At 41.0% G+C, this 19766-nt stretch carries 15 protein-coding genes; 12 read left to right on the top strand and 3 right to left on the bottom strand.

Annotated elements, in window-relative coordinates:
- The first annotated feature begins 17 nt into the window (after positions 1–17).
- From FDK13_RS03890 to FDK13_RS03850, 9 genes are all read left to right on the top strand, one after another.
- Positions 18–2243, top strand: coding sequence for a DUF7133 domain-containing protein (locus FDK13_RS03890; protein WP_137338685.1), 2226 nt, complete (start codon positions 18–20; stop codon positions 2241–2243).
- A gap of 206 nt (positions 2244–2449) precedes the next feature.
- Positions 2450–3934: an alpha/beta hydrolase gene (locus tag FDK13_RS03885; protein ID WP_137338684.1), complete on the top strand. Its 1485-nt coding sequence runs from the start codon at positions 2450–2452 to the stop codon at positions 3932–3934.
- Positions 3935–3961: 27 nt separating this feature from the next.
- Positions 3962–6127, top strand: a complete 2166-nt coding sequence (locus tag FDK13_RS03880; RefSeq protein ID WP_137338683.1) for an outer membrane protein assembly factor BamB family protein — start codon at positions 3962–3964, stop codon at positions 6125–6127.
- Between the two features lie 23 nt (positions 6128–6150).
- The gene (locus FDK13_RS03875) at positions 6151–7515 is read left to right on the top strand and encodes an enolase C-terminal domain-like protein (RefSeq protein WP_137338682.1); all 1365 of its coding nucleotides are present in this window, start codon (positions 6151–6153) and stop codon (positions 7513–7515) included.
- Between the two features lie 292 nt (positions 7516–7807).
- Complete coding sequence (locus FDK13_RS03870) at positions 7808–8392, top strand: RNA polymerase sigma factor (protein ID WP_137338681.1); 585 nt, start codon at positions 7808–7810, stop codon at positions 8390–8392.
- Positions 8393–8501: 109 nt separating this feature from the next.
- The gene (locus tag FDK13_RS03865) at positions 8502–9509 is read left to right on the top strand and encodes a FecR family protein (protein WP_137338680.1); all 1008 of its coding nucleotides are present in this window, start codon (positions 8502–8504) and stop codon (positions 9507–9509) included.
- Positions 9510–9555: 46 nt separating this feature from the next.
- Positions 9556–12951 carry a SusC/RagA family TonB-linked outer membrane protein gene (locus tag FDK13_RS03860; protein WP_137338679.1) on the top strand — a complete coding sequence of 1132 codons (3396 nt, stop codon included), beginning with the start codon at positions 9556–9558 and terminating at the stop codon, positions 12949–12951.
- A 49-nt stretch (positions 12952–13000) separates the two neighbouring features.
- Positions 13001–14524, top strand: a complete 1524-nt coding sequence (locus tag FDK13_RS03855; RefSeq protein ID WP_137338678.1) for a RagB/SusD family nutrient uptake outer membrane protein — start codon at positions 13001–13003, stop codon at positions 14522–14524.
- A 177-nt stretch (positions 14525–14701) separates the two neighbouring features.
- Positions 14702–16741, top strand: a complete 2040-nt coding sequence (locus tag FDK13_RS03850) for a GSCFA domain-containing protein (protein ID WP_137338677.1) — start codon at positions 14702–14704, stop codon at positions 16739–16741.
- A gap of 8 nt (positions 16742–16749) precedes the next feature.
- Here the strand turns inward: FDK13_RS03850 and FDK13_RS03845 are convergent, their stop codons facing one another.
- Positions 16750–16932, bottom strand: a complete 183-nt coding sequence (locus FDK13_RS03845) for a hypothetical protein (RefSeq protein ID WP_137338676.1) — start codon at positions 16930–16932, stop codon at positions 16750–16752.
- Positions 16933–17071: 139 nt separating this feature from the next.
- Between FDK13_RS03845 and FDK13_RS03840 the strand changes: the two genes are divergently transcribed.
- The 3 genes from FDK13_RS03840 (at position 17072) to FDK13_RS03830 (ending at position 18812) form a co-directional block, all read left to right on the top strand.
- Complete coding sequence (locus FDK13_RS03840; RefSeq protein WP_137338675.1) at positions 17072–17299, top strand: P-loop NTPase family protein; 228 nt, start codon at positions 17072–17074, stop codon at positions 17297–17299.
- 108 nt (positions 17300–17407) lie between these two features.
- Positions 17408–17968: an HD domain-containing protein gene (locus FDK13_RS03835; RefSeq protein WP_137338674.1), complete on the top strand. Its 561-nt coding sequence runs from the start codon at positions 17408–17410 to the stop codon at positions 17966–17968.
- A 634-nt stretch (positions 17969–18602) separates the two neighbouring features.
- On the top strand, positions 18603–18812 hold the full coding sequence (locus FDK13_RS03830; RefSeq protein ID WP_137338673.1) for a hypothetical protein: 210 nt from the start codon (positions 18603–18605) through the stop codon (positions 18810–18812).
- A gap of 120 nt (positions 18813–18932) precedes the next feature.
- Here FDK13_RS03830 and FDK13_RS03825 read toward each other — a convergent pair whose 3' ends face one another.
- Together FDK13_RS03825 and FDK13_RS03820 are read right to left on the bottom strand one after the other, a co-directional pair.
- Positions 18933–19256, bottom strand: a complete 324-nt coding sequence (locus FDK13_RS03825) for a T9SS type A sorting domain-containing protein (RefSeq protein ID WP_137338672.1) — start codon at positions 19254–19256, stop codon at positions 18933–18935.
- The gene (locus FDK13_RS03820) at positions 19253–19498 is read right to left on the bottom strand and encodes a hypothetical protein (RefSeq protein WP_137338671.1); all 246 of its coding nucleotides are present in this window, start codon (positions 19496–19498) and stop codon (positions 19253–19255) included. The genes FDK13_RS03825 and FDK13_RS03820 overlap by 4 nt, the downstream gene beginning before the upstream one ends.
- Positions 19499–19766 lie beyond the last annotated feature (268 nt).

Genomic DNA, 19766 nt, shown 5'->3' with positions numbered 1-19766 from the left:
ATAACTTAACCACCACCATGAAAAAACATATTTGGATCGTCTGCATTCTGACAGCTTTTATAATGATTACGTGTCAGGTTTCTCGCCAGAAGACAACCGACAATACGCTCCGGACAACAGACGCATCCGTTGCTGCTATTCCTGCTTTTACCTCAAATCCGTCGCCGGAACATTTAACACCAGAGCAAAGTCTTAAAACATTTAAATTGCCAAAAGGGTATCATCTGGAACTGGTAGCAAGTGAGCCGATGATCCATGAGCCGGTTGCTATTGCCTGGGACGGGAATGCGCGCATGTATGTGGCTGAACTGAATACCTACATGCAGGATGTGGAAGGCAGCAACGAGCATGCCCAAACAAGCCGTGTTATGCTTTTGGAAGACACCAATAATGATGGAAAAATGGACAAAAGTTCTGTTTTTATTGACAAGATGCTTTTGCCAAGAATGTTGTTATGTGTTGGTCATGAATTGCTTGTTAATGAGACGGATACCTACAATATTTACAGCTACAAAGATACCAACGGAGACGGTGTGGCGGATGATAAACGACCAGTTTATACCCCGAATAAAAAAGCGCCGGGAAATCTTGAACATCAGCGTAGTGGTCTGGATTGGAATCTGGATAATTACATTTATACAACCGTCGATCCGGTACGTTTTCGTTACACAAAAGGGATCTTAGTACCAGATTCAATTCCAAGCGGATCTAATGGACAATGGGGATTGACGCATGATAATTTTGGGCGGCTTTTCTTTTCTTCGGCTGGTGGAGAAGTGCCTGCACTTGGATTTCAGATCAATCCGATTTATGGAAGAATGGAATTTAACGATCAGTATACCCAGCAATTCAATGAAGTTTGGCCAATCATAAAAACGCCGGATGTTGAGGGCGGATTGAAAAGATTAAGACCAGATACTACTCTAAACCATTTTACTGCCAGCTGCGGACAGGTAATTTTCCGGGGAGACAGATTGCCAAAAGATCTTGATGGAGATTTACTGATCAGTGAGCCTGTTGGCCGTTTGATCCGTCGCGCCAAAGTGATGGATCAAGGCGGAAAAATTACTTTGGAAAATGCATATCAAAAAGAAGAATTTATTGCTTCAACCGATATGAATTTCCGGGTTGTAAATATGTATACGGGGCCGGATGGCTGTTTGTATCTGGTGGATATGAACCGCGGAATTATTCAGGAAGGAAACTGGACGGGGCCGAAAAGTTATCTGAGGCCACAAATTAAACGTTTGGGTCTTGATAAAAATATTCAGCACGGCCGTATTTATCGTCTGGTTCACGATGGAATGAAACCTGGACCAAAACCGGATTTGCTGGATGCTTCATCTAAAAAACTCGTTTCCTATCTTAATCACCCCAATGGATGGTGGCGTGATAATGCGCAAAAAGAACTGATTATCAGAAATGATAAATCTGTAATTCCTGCCTTGAAAATTATGGCTGAAAGTCAGAATGAGTCAGTGAAATCAACTTCTTCATTAGGGCGGCTTCATGCGCTGTGGACGCTGGAAGGTTTAGGAGCTCTGGATAGTGCAATTGTTCTTGGAGGTCTCAGAGATAAAGACCCTGAAATAAGAAAAACAGCAATTCGGCTGACCGAAGATTATTTGAAAAAAGATGACCAGATGATTGAGCATTTGGCAAGTTTGAAAACGGATGGCAGTTATGATGTGAAAATGCAGTTGATTTTGTCCTTGTCGTATAGTAAATCGCCGAAAGCAAAAGGCTTGATTGATGAAATGCTTACCGCTTCAAATGGAAACGAAGTATTAGCCCGAGCTCAGAAAAGTATTGATAAAAATGAAGATGTGAAGAAGTTTGGGCAACGTTTAGGCCGTTTGGATGAAGTTGACAGGAAACTTGTCTTAAACGGGGCAGTTATTTACAAATCGCTTTGTACTGCTTGTCACGGAGTTGATGGAAAAGGTTTACAAAGTAAAACCGCACCGCCGCTTGTAGGTTCATCAAGACTTGGAAAAGGAAAAGATATGGCACTTCGGATTTTGCTGCACGGACTTTCAGGTCCAATTGACGGACAAACCTATCCAAGTGAAATGCCGGCGATGGGAGATAATGATAATGAATGGATAGCATCCGTATTAAGTTACGTCCGTCATGAATTTGTAAACGCCCCGCCAATCCGTCCCGCAGAAGTAAAAACCGTCCGCGAACAAACCGCCGGCCGAAAAAATGCCTGGACATTATCGGAATTGTCAGGATTGTAGGGGCGACCCTTGTGGTCGCCCTGTCCCAAATCGCAACCAAATCAATTCGAGAGAAGGCCGTGGTCCAATAAAATTAAGCCAGTTTAGAAGATTCGATTATAGATAAATGGAAATATTATTGATTGTTCCAAGGGCGACCACGAGGGTCGCCCCAACGGTCGATCGCCCGAAGAAATGCACGTGAATAAATAAATCCTAAGCCACCCATGAAAAATAAATTCCTGCCCCTAATCCTCCTGATTTTCCTAACAGGAAAAATCAGTGCCCAGTCAACCTTCACAGGCGAAAAAACTTCCTGGCACGGCTTCGACCGATACGATTTCATCATGGACGAAGCAACCCTTAAAATAACCCCATTCAAACCCGACGCAGATGAAAAAAATGCCGTAAAAGCACCAGAAAAAGGTCAGCGCAGATGTATCATCGTAGTTCCACAAAAAGCGGCAGCCGGAAATCCCTGGTCTTGGCAGGGATGCTACTGGGATCATGAACCACAGACAGAAGCAGAACTTTTAAAAAGAGGTTTTTTTATAGCTTTCATCACACCCGATCCAGGAAAAGAATGGGACGCCTGGTATAAATTCCTGACAGAAAAATATGGTCTGGCAAAGAAGCCAGCTTTTGTAGGTATGAGTAAAGGAGGAGTAAATGAATATGACTGGGCGACAAACAATCCTGATAAAGTTTCCTGTATTTATGCAGACAATCCAGCCATACGATCCACTGCTTTTATGAAATTGGGAGAATTGGCCAAAAATGATGTTCCACTTTTAAATATCTGTGGATCAGCTGATTTTTTACTTGAAAGAAATACACTGGCCATTGAAAAACGTTATCAGGAACTCGGTGGTAGAATTACCATTATGATAAAAGAAGGCCCTCCACACCATCCGCATTCCATCAAAAATCCAAAACTCATTGCTGACTGGATCGAAAGCAATATGAAATTAACTCCTGAAAAAAGACCAGATTTTGCCGCTTCTAATTTTATCAAATCCTATTATTACAGTCTCGAAAATTCCTACCATTATCTTCCTGAGGAAAAAACATATGCAATAAGCCGGGGTCCGGGTTTTACAAGATTTTATAAGCGTTATGATCTGGAAAGAAACAGTCAGTGGGGTGTAACAGGTATGGCTATTATTGTCCCTGAAAAGGCTGCTCCGGGAAAACCATGGATTTTCAAAGCCAGTAATATTGATAGGAATGATGTTGTTGATCAGCAATTACTTGCGAAAGGTTATCATATTGTAATCGCTCCATTAACGGAACAGTCCGGCGCTGTAAAAAGCCAGTGGGATTCAACCTACCACTTTATGATCCAACATGGTTTTTCCAAAAAGGCAAGCCTGGAAGGTAAAGGCGCCGCAGCAGGCGAAAGCTTTGCCTGGGCGATTGACAATCCTGACAAGGTAAGTGCCATTTACACAGAAAATCCTGTAATGCACAGTTTGATGTCAAAACAGATTTTGCTTGATAATCTTAAACCTTTGGCAAAAGCAAAAATTCCACTTTTAACAGTAAGCGGTAGCCTGGATCCATGGTTAGCAGAAAATACCAACGTTTTAGAGCAGCTTTATAAAAAACTCGGAGGGAAAAATACAGTGCTGATCCGGCGGGGTGAAGGACATTTTCTTACAAATAAAGAACCGGAAGTTATTGTCAATTTCATCACAGGTAATACTAAATAATTTTATAAAATTTTATCATTCGGGCAAATGCGCAAGATTTTATTAATCGGCCAGCTTTTGCTAAGCATTGTGATGTTTAGCGCACGCGAAAGGGAAAAATATTCCGGTCCGGGTACCGACTGGCCAACGTATGGAGGAAACAAAGCGGGGAATCGTTATTCGCCATTGGATCAGGTTAACACGGGAAATGTAAGGGATTTACAAGTTGTCTGGATGTATGACGCTTCGGAAAAACCAGATCCCAATAATCCGGGAAGATCACGAAACCGGGCAATTCAATGCCAGCCGATTGTGGTGAACGGAGTTTTATACGGAACAACGCCGGAATTAAAATTATTTGCCCTGAAAGCCGGTACGGGAGAACAGCTATGGAAATTCGAACCTTCAAAAAGTGATAAACTGAATTCGAACCGTGGTGTGGTTTATTGGGAAGACGGAACGGACAAGCGTATATTGTATACAGTTGGTTCGAGCCTGTATGCGATTAATGCAGAAAACGGAGAAATTGTAAAAAGTTTCGGTGTGGATGGAAAGGTAGATATTCATGAAGGACTGCAAACCAATATGGATCATAATGTCAGCATTTTGTCCGTTAATGCGACAAGCCCGGGGATTATTTTTAAGAATACTTTTATCCTGGGTTCGGCAGTTTCTGAGTCTGGCGATGCGGCTCCGGGACATATTCGTGCGTTCGACGTAGTTAGCGGAAAGTTGAAATGGGTTTTCCATACCATCCCGCAACCGGGAGAATTTGGCTATGATACCTGGCCCAAAGATGCTTACAAAAAGATTGGTGCTGCTAACAACTGGAGTGGTATGAGTCTGGATGAAAAACGGGGAATTGTTTATTTCGGAACCGGTTCGCCGGCTTCGGATTTCTATGGTGGAGACAGAAAAGGGACTAATTTATTTGCCAATTGTATCATGGCTCTGGATGCAGAAACAGGTAAAATGAAGTGGTATTATCAAACCATTCATCATGATCTTTGGGATAGAGATCATCCAAGTCCGCCTAATTTGACGACGATAAAACACAAAGGGAAAAAGGTGGATGTGCTTGTCCAGTCGACAAAAGATGGGTTGGTTTATGTATTAGACAGAGATAAAGGGACTTCTATTTTTCCGATTGAAGAACGTCCGGTTCCTACGAAAGGGCTTCCCGGAGAACATCCTTTTCCAACCCAAAGATATCCCTCAAAACCACTTCCGTTATCCCGACAGGTTTTCATGGAAAATGATATTACGGATCTTTCGCCGGAAGCCCATGCTTACGTAAAAGAGCGTTATCAGAAAATAAAAACAGACAACAAATTCGCACCGCCCAGTACGACTGGTACCTTACTTTTTGGATATAGCGGAGGCGCGGAATGGGGTGGAAATGCGGTTGATCCTGATGGCATTTTTTATCAGAATGCAAACGAAGAACCATGGGAGTTGATCATGATGGATGCGGCTCAGAAAAAGACGGATATCCCTCGGACGGCAGGAAATGCGTTGTACATGACAAATTGTTCAGCCTGTCACGGGCAGGATCGAAAAGGAAGTGGAAATGAACTGCCATCGCTGGTTGATATTGGTAAAAAACTGAATGCAGCTTCTATTAAAAGCATCCTGAAAACGGGAAGTGGAAGAATGCCTTCTTTTTCTCATTTGTCCGACAAAGAACATGATGCAATTATTTCGTTTTTGTTAAATACAGAATCAGACCAGAAAACTATTGCTAAAAGAGAGACGAAGGTACCAGTGAAAAAAGGTGGTTTTCCTTATACACCTGCCTATGTGAGTAAAACCTGGCAAAGATTCACGGATCAGGATGGTTATCCCGGCATAAAACCGCCATGGGGAACACTGAACGCAATTGACCTGAATACAGGCGAATATTTATGGCGTGTGCCTCTTGGAGAATATCCGGAACTGGCAAAAAAAGGAATTCCAACAACCGGAACAGATAGTTATGGCGGTCCCCTGGCAACAGCCGGCGGTCTTGTTTTTATCGCCGGAACGAAAGATGAAAAGATCAGGGCCTTTGATAAAAAAACAGGAAAAGTAGTTTGGGAATACCAGCTTCCGGCCGGTGGATTTGCTACACCGATCAGTTATGAAATTGATGGAAAACAATTTATCGTCATTGCTGCCGGTGGTGGGCGGGGACAAAAAATTGGTGGAAATTATATCGCTTTTGCATTGAAATAATAAACCTTTAATCCGTTAGAATTATGTCAAAATCAGAAAAAAATGTGGAGGACAGTCGCCGTAATGCGCTGAAATTATTAGCTGCCGGATCAACCGCCGGATTGTTTTCTTTGTTCGAAAGTCCGGTTGCACGAGCCGAAAAATATGTGACACCTGCCTATGCAAAAGCGATGGCGCCGGTTACAATAAAAAGTGTACGGGCGATCACGACTGCGCCTGGCGGATCAAATCTTGTAATTGTAAAAGTGGAAACTTCCGAGCCTGGATTATATGGTTTGGGCTGTGCTACTTTTACACAAAGAGCATTGGTCGTAATTCCTGCAATCAATGTTTATCTGAATGAATTTTGTGTGGGCAAGGATGTCGATAACATTGAAGATATGTGGCAATCTACCTATGTGAGTTCTTATTGGCGGAATGGGCCGGTGCTGAATAATGCACTTTCCGGCCTGGATCAGGCTTTGTGGGATATTAAAGGAAAACGGGCAAACATGCCGGTTCATCAGCTTTTAGGCGGGAAAGCCCGGATGGCCGTTGAAACTTATACACATGCGAGCGGTCCTACACCGGAAGCTGTTGCGGATAAAGTCCAGCAATATATGTCCGAAGGTTTCCGTCATATCCGAATTCAGCAAGGTGGTTATGGTGGAGTAGGAGCCATGGAAGAAATAAAACCGGATTTCAAAACAGCCGGTTTTGGAAGGTCAACGGATGATTTCAGTGATCAGAGAACATATCTGAAACGTGTCCCTAAAATGTTTGATGTTGTCAGAAAAAGATGTGGTGAGGATATCGAGCTTTTACATGATATGCATGAACTTGTGGAGCCGATGGACGCGATCAATATGATCAAAGGTTTGGAAGAATATCGTCCTTATTTTGTTGAAGATCCGTTTTCTCCGGAAAATATGGGCTGGTTCAAGCAGCTTCGCCAAAGTACTACGGTACCAATTGCGATGGGCGAATTGTTTAATAACATCAACGAATTCCGCGAACCAATGGCCAATCAGCTATTTGATTACATCCGCTGTCACGTTTCCCAGCTCGGTGGAATTACGCCTGCTATGAAAGTCGCACGTTTGGGAGAATGGTTTAATGTAAAAACAGCTTGGCACGGTCCGGGAGATACTTCGCCGGTAGGACATTCGGCCAATAACAATATTGACATTGTAATCTGGAACTTTGGAATTCAGGAATCCCAGAAGTTCAGCGAGAAAGTCCAGGAAGTTTTTCCGGGTTGCCCGACGATAAAAAACGGTTATTACTATGTCAATGAAACGCCCGGACTTGGGATTGATATAAACGAAAAAGAGGCGGCGAAATATCCGATCAGTTCAAAATCAAGATGGACTGTCAGGAAAAGCGACGGGACGTTGTTGAAACCATAACATCCGCATTTTTTTTCCCGGGGTTGAAATCCCGCGCCACAATGTCGGTCCGGGTCGCGCAGGCGTGCCTACGGCATTAATCAAAAAAATGCCATCGGCATGATCGATTTTGTAGCCGCGGGTTTCAACCCGGGGGATTAATAATACATTAACATCAATATAATCTATTTTTTATTGAAATTGTTTCAAAAAATACCTAAAAACCACCTCTGTTAATCGTTTATTAAGATTTTCTTAAGACCGTAATTCTAAGTTTGCCATAGTTAATTTTTAACCCTTTTGGCAAAATCATATGAATGACGTTGACTTGTGGAGAAGCTTTCGAAGTGGAGATGATCATGCCTTTTCCATGTTGTATCAAACTTATATTGAAGTGTTGTACAAATATGGGCATAAGCTTACAATCGATTCTGAGCTGGTTGAAGATGCAATTCAGGATATGTTTATTGAACTATGGAACAGTCGTCAGAGATTGTCTGATACTGATTCTGTCAAATTTTATCTCTTTCGTGTTCTTAGAAGAAAAATCACCCAAAATCCATTAGTAAGGAAAACCACAGATTGCGGTATCGAAGCAGTGGAACAAAAGTTTTTTTCGGGTTCTGCTGAAAGTCAGTTAATTGCTACGGAAAGTGAAGGTACCAGAAAAAAGATGCTGAGCAGAGCTTTGCTGCAATTACCTCCACGCCAGCAGGAAGTTGTTAACCTCCGCTTTTTCAATGAATTCAATCACCAGCAGATTGCAGATATTATGAATATTTCGATCCAGTCGGTGCATAATACGCTTCAAAAATCTATGAAAGGTTTACGGGAAATACTTTCCGATTATGCCGAGATCATTTTATGCGCAGTTACGCTGCTTTGTTTCGGTAAGTAAGATCCGGTTTTTGATATAATTTAAATATTTCAAAAAAAAGTTTAATTCTTAGGGTAATCCGTTTCGAAATATCCCATTTGGTTGATGAATAAGAGAAACAAGATTTTCTATGAATTATTTGTTATTTGAACCGGAGGATTTTGCGTTGGATGAATTTTTCTACCGGTGGGTTCTGGAACCTACACCGGAATCGGAAACTTTCTGGCGTAACTGGTTGAATGATAACCCCGGCAAAAATAAGGATATAGAAATAGCACGGCAGCTGGTATTAGTTGCAACCTGCGACGACGAAATTTCTCCCTCTCAATATACTGTTGATAAAATCTGGGAGGGTATTCAGAATGGAAAGGAAACCAAAATATATGTTTTTCAAAGTACAAAATTCTGGATGAAAGCCGCAGCTGCTGTTGCTATCTTATGCGTTGCCTTTACCGGATATTTTTACAAACGTGTACAAAGCCAGACATACCGTACGGCGTTCGGAGAATCCAGGAGATTATTACTACCGGATGGTTCGCTGGTAACGCTCAATGCAAATTCCAATTTACGTGTCTCAGACCGATGGGGCGTAGCCAAAGAACGGGAGGTCTGGATGGAAGGTGAAGCATTTTTTAGTGTGAGCAAATTAAAGAAAAGTGGCATTCCGGTCAAATTTGTCGTGCATACGCCTGATCTGAATGTTGAAGTTAAGGGCACGGAATTCAATGTTAATACCAGAAAAAGCCAGACGCAGGTAGTGTTGAGCGAAGGTAGCGTCAATCTCTATTTGTGCGGAATCGGCGAGAAAAATGAAATCCGGATGAAACCCGGTGACCTGGTCGACTTCTCTCAAAATAATAAAAAACTTTTTGTCAGGCATTTGAAGGATGCCACACCCGTTTTCTCCTGGAAAAATAATCGGTGGACATTAAATAACACCTCCCTGGAAGAAATTTCCAATCTGATCCGGGAGACGTATGGAGTAACCGTTACCATTGAGGAAGATTCGCTTCGCCGCCAAAAATTTTGCGGAGTAGTGCCAACCGACAATATGGATGATTTGCTGAGTTCACTTGAAAGTATTTTACCAATAACAATTCTGCACCATGAAAACCATTTAACCATCAGGAACCGATAGTACTAAACTAAATCAAAATTTCCACTAAAACCTTAATTGAATCCCCATGAAAAAAATTAGTCTACTCATAATGGGACTGACCTGTTTTTGTCATTCCATTGCTGATGCTCAGATATTTGCCCGCGGACAAGTACCTCAAAAAGCACCAGTGGCTCAAACAACATATAAAAGTCTGGATCAGGTTTTGAAGGACCTGGAAAAAAAACATTCGATTTATTTCATGTATCAAAATGAAAAGATAAAATCGATGCAGGTTCAGTATCCTTTAAAAGCGGGTGAAGATGTAGATGCCACTCTTGACCGCGTTTTGAAGGCCAGCGGACTGGAATATAAAAAACACGGAAAGATCTACGCGATTTTCCCAAAAGATGCTGATTCCAATTCGATTAAAGAGTTGAAGCAGTCGATGAAACAAACACAGGTACCTGCAAATGAACCGGAATCTGATTCTGGTTCCGCAACAAATCAACCGGCTGAGCAAAGTTCTGAAATCAAATTAATTGGACTAAAAGGAAAAGTAACGGACGAAAAAAATGCCGGACTTCCTGGTGTCAGTATCGTTGTAAAAGGCACACAAACCGGAACGACAACGGATGCAAGCGGCCAATACCAGCTTGATATTCCGGACGCACAAGTCGCAAGTGCTGTTTTGATTTTCAGCTTTGTAGGGTATGAAAGTCAGGAAGTTGCTGTTGGTGGAAAAACTTCTTTAGACGTTAATCTGAAAGTAAGTGAACGTGGTCTGGATGAGATCGTTGTGGTAGGTTATGGTGAGCAGCGCAAAAGCGAAGTAACCGGTGCCACCAGTACCGTTTCTGCCAAGGAAATTGCAAAACGCCCGCTTTCCAGATTGGAGCAGGCATTGCAGGGAACTACGGCCGGGGTGATGGTAGTAAGCCAGAACGGTCAGCCGGGACAAGGACTTCGTGTAAAAATCCGGGGTGCAAATTCGATCACGGGAAGTAACGAGCCGCTTTATGTAATTGATGGAAATATCGGTTCGGGTTCTGATGTCAATGTTAATGATGTTGAATCGATCGAGATTTTGAAAGATGCAGCTTCGACTGCGATTTACGGTTCAAGAGGTTCCAATGGCGTTGTGATGATCACCACGAAGTCTGGGAAATCGGGGAAAATGCAGATCAATTTCGAATCCTGGGTTCAGCAGGCATCCATTCCGAGAAAACTTAAACTGATGAATGCCTATGATTTTGCCCGCTCGGTAAATTCTCAATTTGTTTCAACCGGAAGTACGCCGGCTTTTAATGAAACGCAGCTTCAGGCATTTAAACAAAATGGCGGTACGGATTGGCAGAATGAATTACACACAAAACCGTTCGTTAAAAATTACCAGCTGGATGTTTCAGGTGGCTCTGAGGCAGTCAAATATCGTTTTTCTCTCGGATACCTTGATCAGCCGGGTGTGATTTTAAATCAATCTTACAAGAGAGCATCTTTCCGTTCTAATATCGATGCAAAGATTAATAACCGGATGAATATCAAGTTCATTGTAGCGGCCACAATTCCTCAAAATCATAACAACAGTTATGGTGGAGGTTTGGGGGATCCCTTCAACCAGGCAGTAGAATGGGACCCGACATCGCCTGTTCGTGACCCGGTGACAGGAAATTATATTTCCCATTCATCTTACGCTTCGATTCAGTTCAATCCAATTGCTCAGGCCAATAACCAAAGAGTTGACAATACAAGTACAAACGTTTCAGGAACAGGAACATTTACTTATAAAATCCTGAACGATCTGACGTTTACTTCTACAAATGTTTACTCGCTTGGTTCTGGTTTTGGCCAGCAGGTTTTCGGGCCGGGAACCGGAGCTTACGATTCCAAATCGGATTATGCTCAGATTAATTCCAACAGGTCGCACAGTTTTCTAAGCAGTAACTTTTTGACCTATAAGAAAAAATTCGGTGATCACTCACTTACCGTAACAGGTTTGTATGAAGTAATGTCCGGACAAAATACTGCTGTTCAGGCTTTGGCAAAAAACTTGTCGACATATGCACTTGGCTATTATAATTTGAGTCTGGGCGGAACACAGCAAACTTCTTCTACTTATTCGGCCGATGTTTTGCGGTCTTATATGGGTCGGGTTAACTATTCGTTCAAAGAAAAATATTTCGTAACAGCCAGTATCCGTACCGACGGTTCGTCTCACTTAACGGATAAATACAGCTCTTTCCCATCTGTCGGCGTAAGCTGGAATATCGCCAATGAAGATTTCCTGAAAGATTCGAGAATTGTCAGCAACCTGAAAGTGAGAGCTTCTTACGGACAAACGGGTAATCAGGCAGTAGCAGCTTATTCAACGATTCCGGTAATTTCTACAGGCGGTACACAGCCTTCCTACTATTTTGACGGAAGTACGCCAAGCGTAGCCACGCCACTAGGTTCTCCCGTTTCTCCTTCACTAAAATGGGAAGTAAAAACATCCTATGATGTTGGTATTGATGCAGCATTCCTGAATGGCAGATTGACATTTACAGCAGATGCTTACAAGAATACGATCAACGATCTTTTATATAATTATCAGGCTCCTTTCTATCTGGGCGGAGGTACTTACAGCCGGAATATCGGTAGTGTATCCAATAAAGGTTTGGAATTTGCTTTGGGCGGAACGCCGCTTGTTACTGAAAATCTGCGTTGGAATACCAATTTTACCATCGCTTTCAACCGCAACAAAGTACTTGATCTCGGCGGACTTGACAACGTAATTACCGGCGGCGTTACCAACCAGGGAATTCTGAAAGTAGGAATGCCGCTTGGTGAATTTTACGGTTTTGACTTTCAGGGAACCTGGAAATCAAACGAAGCCGCACAGGCAGCAGCATTTGGTATGAAACCGGGCGACGCAAAATACAGGGATGTGAACGGCGACAAAGCGTACACCTCCGCGGATTATGTGCCGATTGGAAATGGTACACCAAAATATAGTTTCGGATTTATCAATGACGTTTCGTACAAAGCTTTCACTTTAAGTTTTATGTTCCAGGGGACGCAGGGAAACCAGAAATTCTCTCAGACGCAAGCTTATTTGTGGGGTGGATTGGGTGATATGAAAAATGCAACGACGGTAGAAGCTGTTCCTGAAAACTTGTGGTCGCCAGAACATGAAACCAACAATCCTGCCTGGAGCAATACCGGGAAAAACTACAATCTGAGCAGCCGTTATGTTTACAACGCAAGTTATATCAAACTGAAAAACGTAGCGATCTCTTATCGCATTCCAACAGATTTGTTAAGCAAAATCAGAGTAAGAAGTCTGGAAGTTTATGTCAGCGGACAAAATCTTTTCATGATCACTCCTTACAAAGGCTATGATCCGGAGGTTGAAAACGGAAACGACGCCATTTCACAAGGCCAGGAATTCGGTGTTATCCCAAATCCTAGAACGTACACAGTTGGCGTCAGGCTTGGATTGTAATTTAAATCTGCTGTAACCAATCATTCTAAATTTTATTAAAGAATATAAAATGAAGACAACATATTCAATTTTGACAGTAATCCTTTCTTTGATGATTTTTGCCGGGTGCCAGTCACTTACCGAAGATCCGAAGGGTACTTTAACGCCGGTTACTTATTTCAAAACACAAAGTGACCTTGACGCATCCGTTACGGCGATGTATATCCGGCTTGCCAGAGACGGTGGCTGGGGTTTCACAAGCAAAGAAACTTCCTATTTTGGCTCAGACGATTACACAACAGATCCAGGCCTGAACAAGCAGGATATGCGTGATTTTGATAAACTGGCAGGAGGTAGTACCAACCAAAGTATGGTTTCGCAATGGCAAGGTCCCTGGGAAACAATTTATCAGGCCAACAATGTCATCACCAATTATGACAAAGTAACTTCAACTGCTGAATTGAAAAATGCTTCTGCCGGACAAGCTTATTTCCTGAGAGCCCTTTGCTATTATTATCTGGTAAGGACTTTTGGGCCGGTTCCTGTGATTTTGGGAACAATTGACGTGAATGACCGTCCTCCACGGGATGAAGTGGCGAAAGTGTATGCTGCGGTTATAAGTGATTTACAAATGGCAAAAACACTTTTGGGCACGAAACTGGAACAAGGAAAACCTAATAAATACGCAGCGAGCTCACTCTTAGCTGATGTTTATCTGAATATGGCTGGCTGGCCGCTTAATCAGGTTTCCAATTATGCCTTGGCCGCTTCCGAAGCGAAATCGGTTATTGATGCCAATGTTTACAATTTGAATACGCCGTACGACAAGGTTTTTTCAACAAATAACAGTACAGAGTCTATTTTTGCCCTACAATATAATATTGGCGGCGGACTCCCTAATCGTCGTTTTGGGTCCAGCAATATTCCTTTGGACGAAGTTGCCGTTGATGGATCGAGTGGTTGGGATGATGTATATCCGGAAATTACTTTTTTCCAAAATGCACCGAAATGTACACGTACAGACCTGACTTTTTATACGACTTTGAAGTTAAGGCAAGCGGATAAAACTACCTTCAAACTCGTTCCGTGGAGCTCGGCCGAAACACATGCGCAACATCCGTATTACAAAAAATTCCGGGCCGGACTAAATGGTGATGGCGTAAAAGAAACGGATACGCAGTTACTTTCAATCCAGCCAAGTACCAATAAAGCGACAGATATTATTCGTTATCCGCTTGTTTTACTTTGTTATGCGGAGGCTTCCGCCATGGCGTCGGCACCGACTGCAGATAGTTATGCTGCGATCAATCTTGTTCGGAAACGTGCAGGCTTGGCCGATCTGGCACCCGGGCTTTCCCAAACTGCTTTTCGGGATGCTGTCGTTTATGAACGGGCGTATGAATTCGCAGGGGAATTTGGCGTGAGATGGTTTGATATTGTCAGGCTGCAAATCTTGCCTCAGGTAATTGCGAGCAGAAATACAGTTGAAAATCCAGTTCCGACCGGTACGAATATTAGCCAGAAATATATTGCGCCGATTCCTTATACCGAAATGGTAAGAAATCCGGAATGGCAGCAAAATGCGGGTTATTAACCGTAAACCAACCTTTTGAAATAAAAATAGTTTAATCATGCTTCGGCATGGTTAAACTATTTTCTGTTTTGTCTTCTGGTTAAGAGCTGTTGGCTTTTAGCGAAAAGCTGTTAGGCTTCTGACCAGGAAATCTGGCTTGAATAAGTTTCAGGTTACCTATATTATCCGTTCTGATAAATGAGTAAAAAACAAGTTTTAAAAGAGAAATCGGTCAGGAAACCGGATCGGATCATTGCCTTTCGGGTGATCAGTATTCTGTTTCCTTTTTTGCTGTTGTTTCTCGTAGAGATTGCTTTGAGATCTTTTCATTACGGAAATGATTTAAGTTTGTTTATCGAATATCCGCAGGATGAAAATTATCTTTTCCTGAATCCTGACGCTTCAAAAAGATATTTTTCAAACCAGAAAAACGCGACAACCGGAAATGTTGAGCCGTTTAAAAAGAAAAAGGAAAATGGCACTTTAAGATTTTTCGTCCTTGGCGAATCCACGACCATAGGTTATCCTTACTTTCACAACGGTTCTTTTCATCGCTGGCTGTTATACCGGTTAACACATTCTTATCCGGATCAAAAGTTTGAAATCGTTAATATTTCCCTCACCGCTGTTAATTCGTACACGGTTGCAGGTTTTGCAAAGGAAGTCGTTCATTACGAGCCGGACGCTATTCTTATTTACACCGGACATAATGAGTATTATGGAGCGTTAGGTGTTGGATCTACTGAAAATATTGGCGGAAATCGTTTTCTAGTTAAACTAATTCTGAAACTACGGGAGCTGAAAATCACGCAGCTGATTAATAATTTCTACGAAAAAATAATCAGGGCTACTGCATCCAAAAATCAGGATTCCGATGGTACGCGTATGCAGCGTATGGTATCGGAACAAAGAATTCCTTACCAGTCGGATTTGTATGAAAGAGGCGTTGAACAATTTCGTGCTAATATGGATGAAACGCTTGAATTATTCAGCAAAAGCCATATTCCGGTATTGATCAGTAATCTTGTCAGTAATGAAAAAGATCTGAAACCATTTGTAAGTTTTCCGGTTGACAGTATACAGTTTCCTGGTTTTTCGCTTAATTATAAACTTGGTTTAAAAGCATTCAATAACAAAAATTACAGTTCAGCTTACAACTTCCTGAAAGCGGCGAATAAAAGTTATCCTGAAAATGCGGAGTGTAATTATTATCTGGGGAAACTTTCCTACGCCGCCAAAAATTACAACGCAGCAAAGCAATATTTTTCCAAGGCAAAAGATCTGGATGGACTTCGGTTCAGGGCTCCTGAGGCGTTAAACACTATTTTGACGGAGTTAACAACAAAATATTCCAACACACATCTGGTAGATACTAAAAGTATTTTTGAAGCACATTCAGCAAATCAGATTGTTGGAGATGAATTAATTCTGGAACATGTTCATCCGGATTTAATAGGTTACGCGCTTATGTCGGATGCTTTTTTTACTGTTATCGAAAAACAAAAAATCATCAAAGTAGTCGGTGAAAAAATGAGTTTTGATGTTTTGTTAAAAGAAATGCCGATAACCAAAATCGATTCTTTGTCGGGTATTTACAAAGTAGCAAAGCTGAAAAGCAGCTGGCCCTTCACCGGAACGATGCATTCGGATTCTTTTAAAATAAATTCTTTTGAAGAAAAAACGGCTTATGAACTGGCTAACCGGAAAATTTCCTGGCTGGATGCCATGGATCGTTCTTATAATTATTATGTTGAAAATCACGATTTGTTAAATGCCAGAAAAACGGTCGAAACACTGATTTTGGAATATCCAACCGACGCGCAATATTATCTGAAATCGGCTATGTTAAGCGGCGAAATGAAAGATGAAAAAAGGGCGGGTTTTAATTTCAAAAAGGTGTTTGCACTTTCCCCGACTTTTGATATTGCCCGATATCTTTTTGTCATTTTATTGAAATTGGATAAACCCGCAGAAGCGATTCTCTATCTGGATTATGCGATTGCAAACAATACTTCCCGTTTTGATTTAAATCCGGTAAGAAATTCGGCAGTGAAAATTATGGAACTTGAAAAAGATTTTTCAAAAGATTCTACCAATAAATCTGCTTTTTTACAGATTGCCAATTTGTATTTCAAAATGCAAAACAAAGAAGGCGCGGAGAAATATGCACAGAAAGTCCTGGTGTTGGATACCAGAAATGCAGAGGCTAAGATGATTATTTCGGGCCTTGGGAAATAATCATCTTATCATCGATCATCACATTCGGGCAGTGGTATTTTATAATGAATATCTTCATAAGCCTTTATGCGGTTTAAAGCATTTTGTAAAATAATTCCTTCTTTACTGTCAGAATTTGGTTTGTTATTGATTTGAATATCAATCCATTCTAACAATTTTCCGTATTCAACTTCGCTCGCAATCAGTTTCATAATATTTGTTTTGTTTTTATAATCTGGATTATTCGGTTTAGATCGGTTTTAGGCTTAATTCAACCATCAAACAAAATACACTTCCTCAAACCTGGATTGATTTTTGTTAATTTCTGTTATCATTTAAAAAAAAGAAAATATGGAAAACACAAATTTGCCCTCCGATCATCTTCCTATTCTTTTTACGGATTTGTCGGGATTAAGTCACGAAGGAATTTATAATTCCGCTATTCATGCTTTTGTAGAAAAAATCGGTGATGAAGGGCCGGAAGATAGCGGAATCAGTTATGCTGCGGAGGAAATCAGGGAATGGGAATATCTGGATGATCAGGAAAGTTCTGATCCTGATATCATGAATATTTTGTAAAATATGTTGATTGTTATGTCGTTGACGTTGATAAACTGGCATTTGTTATAAAAAAGATAAATCTTGTGTTCGAAAGTGACATTATCGATAAACTAAAAGGAGAGCTGAATGGAATTGTCAGATAAGCAGTGGGAGCTATTTGATTTCGTGAAAGAGCAGCATGGCGAGCAAAGGCGGAAATACACAGGAGAACCTTACTGGACCCATCTATTGTCAGTGGCCAATATTGTGAGTGACTATTCTACCATTCATTTTGAAATAGAAATTGCTTTATGTCACGATCTGTTTGAAGATACAATGTGTACTCCTGACCTATTAAATGGGTATTTGATAAACCTTGGCTACGACAAATCAGGTAGAGACACAATATTGAGGGGCGTGAATGACCTTACAGATAAATTTACGAAAGAAGCTTATCCCAAGTTTAACCGCAAACTCAGAAAAGGTTTTGAAGCGCAAAGATTATGGAAGATAAAGCCTTACTGTCAGACCGTAAAGTATGCTGATATTATTGATAATACAAGTTCAATTGTAGAAAATGATGCTGGCTTTGCCAGGATTTACCTGAGAGAAATTGATTCTTTTATTTGGAAAATCAATGCCGGAAATAAAGATTTATATGTACGATGCTGCAAACAGTTTAGTGAAGCGGTACATAAATTGTTGTAAATATGAATTCATCAGAGGAAAGGGATTCTCGGGCGTTGTTCTTTTTTTTGTGCCTAATGAGACACGAATTTTGCATTTTGCCATTAAATAAGTTAATTATTTTGTACTTATTATTCAGCTTATATTTACTTGTAACGTTGAGTAGTAGTTTTTAAAAGGGCTTTGTGATTTGCGAAGTCCTTTTTTCTTTATGCGTTCTGGCCTGATTATTTTATTGTTCATGCTGTCTGCATAAACGTCTTATTACTCAATACGACGATTAGATAGGTGTTTGTTAAAAGAACTTTGGGTTTTCTGAGGGTCTTTTTTTGCGCACATTTATGGGAATTGCAGCGAATTGAAACATTTGGATCTACACTTCAAAAACCTGTAAGCCAAACAGTTTTTTCTTTTTTAATTATTCTAATAGTTACAAATGTTTTACTTTTGCCAAAACTTACAAATTGTGAGTTAGGTAGAAATAATACTTATAAGAACTTCGGAGATTTCGGGGTTCTTTTTTGTTTCCCGATTCTGCACATCTTATCAGGAATTTCATTCTGAATTAAGGACTAAAACTGATCCTGGATTTTAATAAAAAGCCGGAATGGTCAAAAATGTCGTACCTTAAAAAGGAAAACAAAGATTGTGTATTATGAAAGTGAAGATCATTTCGAAAGAAGACCTGCCTGAACCTGGTTCAATAGTGAAATTTAGAATAAAAAATACTACACAATGGCGCCTGGGACGCAGAGATGCTGAAGGGAGTGATTTTATCGAAGAGCCCCGCGGAATTATTTACAGATATTCCTGGAACCAGATCGACGAATACATGTTGTGGACGATTCCAGAGGTTGAAATTTAAAAGATATAATCCGGATTAATGAGGAGGCTGTTCGCCTCCTTTTTGCATTTACTTTTTAAGTAATTTTAAGATAAACTTTTAATTGACGGCATGTTATTCAGTTTATCTGACCAGGTAATATTATTGAAACAAAATTCTTTTAACGTCTGCTTTTTCGTTTGAGCCTTCACGTGGCATTACATATAAATAATACGTTCCCCGTGGCAGGCTGCTAACATCCAGCTGTGTTTTGCTGCTGTTGGAAGCATTTGCACTTAATGTATTGACGTTTGATATAGTCTGAACCACATCCGATCTTTCATTGTACAAAACAATTTGTTTTGGCTGCACTTCTTTGTTTGAATTACTGCTGTAATCCAGGTTTATCACATCTCTGGCCGGATTTGGATATACACTAAGTCCTGATTGTGTACACTGCCAGCTGAAAGAAATTTTGTTACTCATCGGTGTAGTGCCACAGGCATTTTTACCGTAGCATGGATAAAATGTGTCGTGCCACAATTTCCGCTGTTAATATCTTCTACATTGCTGATACCGCTCAGTGCAAGATTTCCATCCAGATACCAGTTGTAAGTTGCATAAGGAACTTCAGTCATGATAGCTGTGACAACACCGTCTGAATTTGGAGCCGTTGCAGAGAAAGTGATCGTTGGAATTTCTATATAACCACTTGGATTGCGTCGCAAAGCGTCCAGTTTAGACAAACACTGAAAGGTGAAGATCGCTCACACTTTTGACCTTCTTTTGAGGAAAGATATTGTTAATAATGCGACTAAAAGGATCGATGCCCCTGAATAAAAAGATCTATTTGTTTCCTTGGGAATATTGTGCCCGCTCCCTATGAAGCAAAACCAAATGAAGAGAAACAGCAATGTGACAATAAGCACAAGCCAGAATAAAATTTTCAGAAATAATTCCATTCCATGAATGTAAACGATTTAGACGACTAGTCAA

The organism is Dyadobacter frigoris, from assembly GCF_005280585.1.
Classification (GTDB): Bacteria; Bacteroidota; Bacteroidia; order Cytophagales; family Spirosomataceae; genus Dyadobacter; species Dyadobacter frigoris.
This window is presented reverse-complemented; position numbering and strand designations above follow the sequence as displayed.

Bases quoted from the DNA above. Each gene is read 5' to 3' on its own strand.
- FDK13_RS03850 (WP_137338677.1), top strand. From the start codon at position 14,702: ATGAGTAAAAAACAAGTTTTAAAAGAGAAATCGGTCAGGAAACCGGAT.
- FDK13_RS03890 (WP_137338685.1), top strand. From the start codon at position 18: ATGAAAAAACATATTTGGATCGTCTGCATTCTGACAGCTTTTATAATG.
- FDK13_RS03875 (WP_137338682.1), top strand. From the start codon at position 6,151: ATGTCAAAATCAGAAAAAAATGTGGAGGACAGTCGCCGTAATGCGCTG.
- FDK13_RS03845 (WP_137338676.1), bottom strand. From the start codon at position 16,932: ATGAAACTGATTGCGAGCGAAGTTGAATACGGAAAATTGTTAGAATGG.
- FDK13_RS03830 (WP_137338673.1), top strand. From the start codon at position 18,603: ATGAAAGTGAAGATCATTTCGAAAGAAGACCTGCCTGAACCTGGTTCA.
- FDK13_RS03880 (WP_137338683.1), top strand. From the start codon at position 3,962: ATGCGCAAGATTTTATTAATCGGCCAGCTTTTGCTAAGCATTGTGATG.
- FDK13_RS03885 (WP_137338684.1), top strand. From the start codon at position 2,450: ATGAAAAATAAATTCCTGCCCCTAATCCTCCTGATTTTCCTAACAGGA.
- FDK13_RS03860 (WP_137338679.1), top strand. From the start codon at position 9,556: ATGAAAAAAATTAGTCTACTCATAATGGGACTGACCTGTTTTTGTCAT.
- FDK13_RS03865 (WP_137338680.1), top strand. From the start codon at position 8,502: ATGAATTATTTGTTATTTGAACCGGAGGATTTTGCGTTGGATGAATTT.
- FDK13_RS03840 (WP_137338675.1), top strand. From the start codon at position 17,072: ATGGAAAACACAAATTTGCCCTCCGATCATCTTCCTATTCTTTTTACG.
- FDK13_RS03825 (WP_137338672.1), bottom strand. From the start codon at position 19,256: ATGAGTAACAAAATTTCTTTCAGCTGGCAGTGTACACAATCAGGACTT.
- FDK13_RS03835 (WP_137338674.1), top strand. From the start codon at position 17,408: ATGGAATTGTCAGATAAGCAGTGGGAGCTATTTGATTTCGTGAAAGAG.
- FDK13_RS03855 (WP_137338678.1), top strand. From the start codon at position 13,001: ATGAAGACAACATATTCAATTTTGACAGTAATCCTTTCTTTGATGATT.
- FDK13_RS03870 (WP_137338681.1), top strand. From the start codon at position 7,808: ATGAATGACGTTGACTTGTGGAGAAGCTTTCGAAGTGGAGATGATCAT.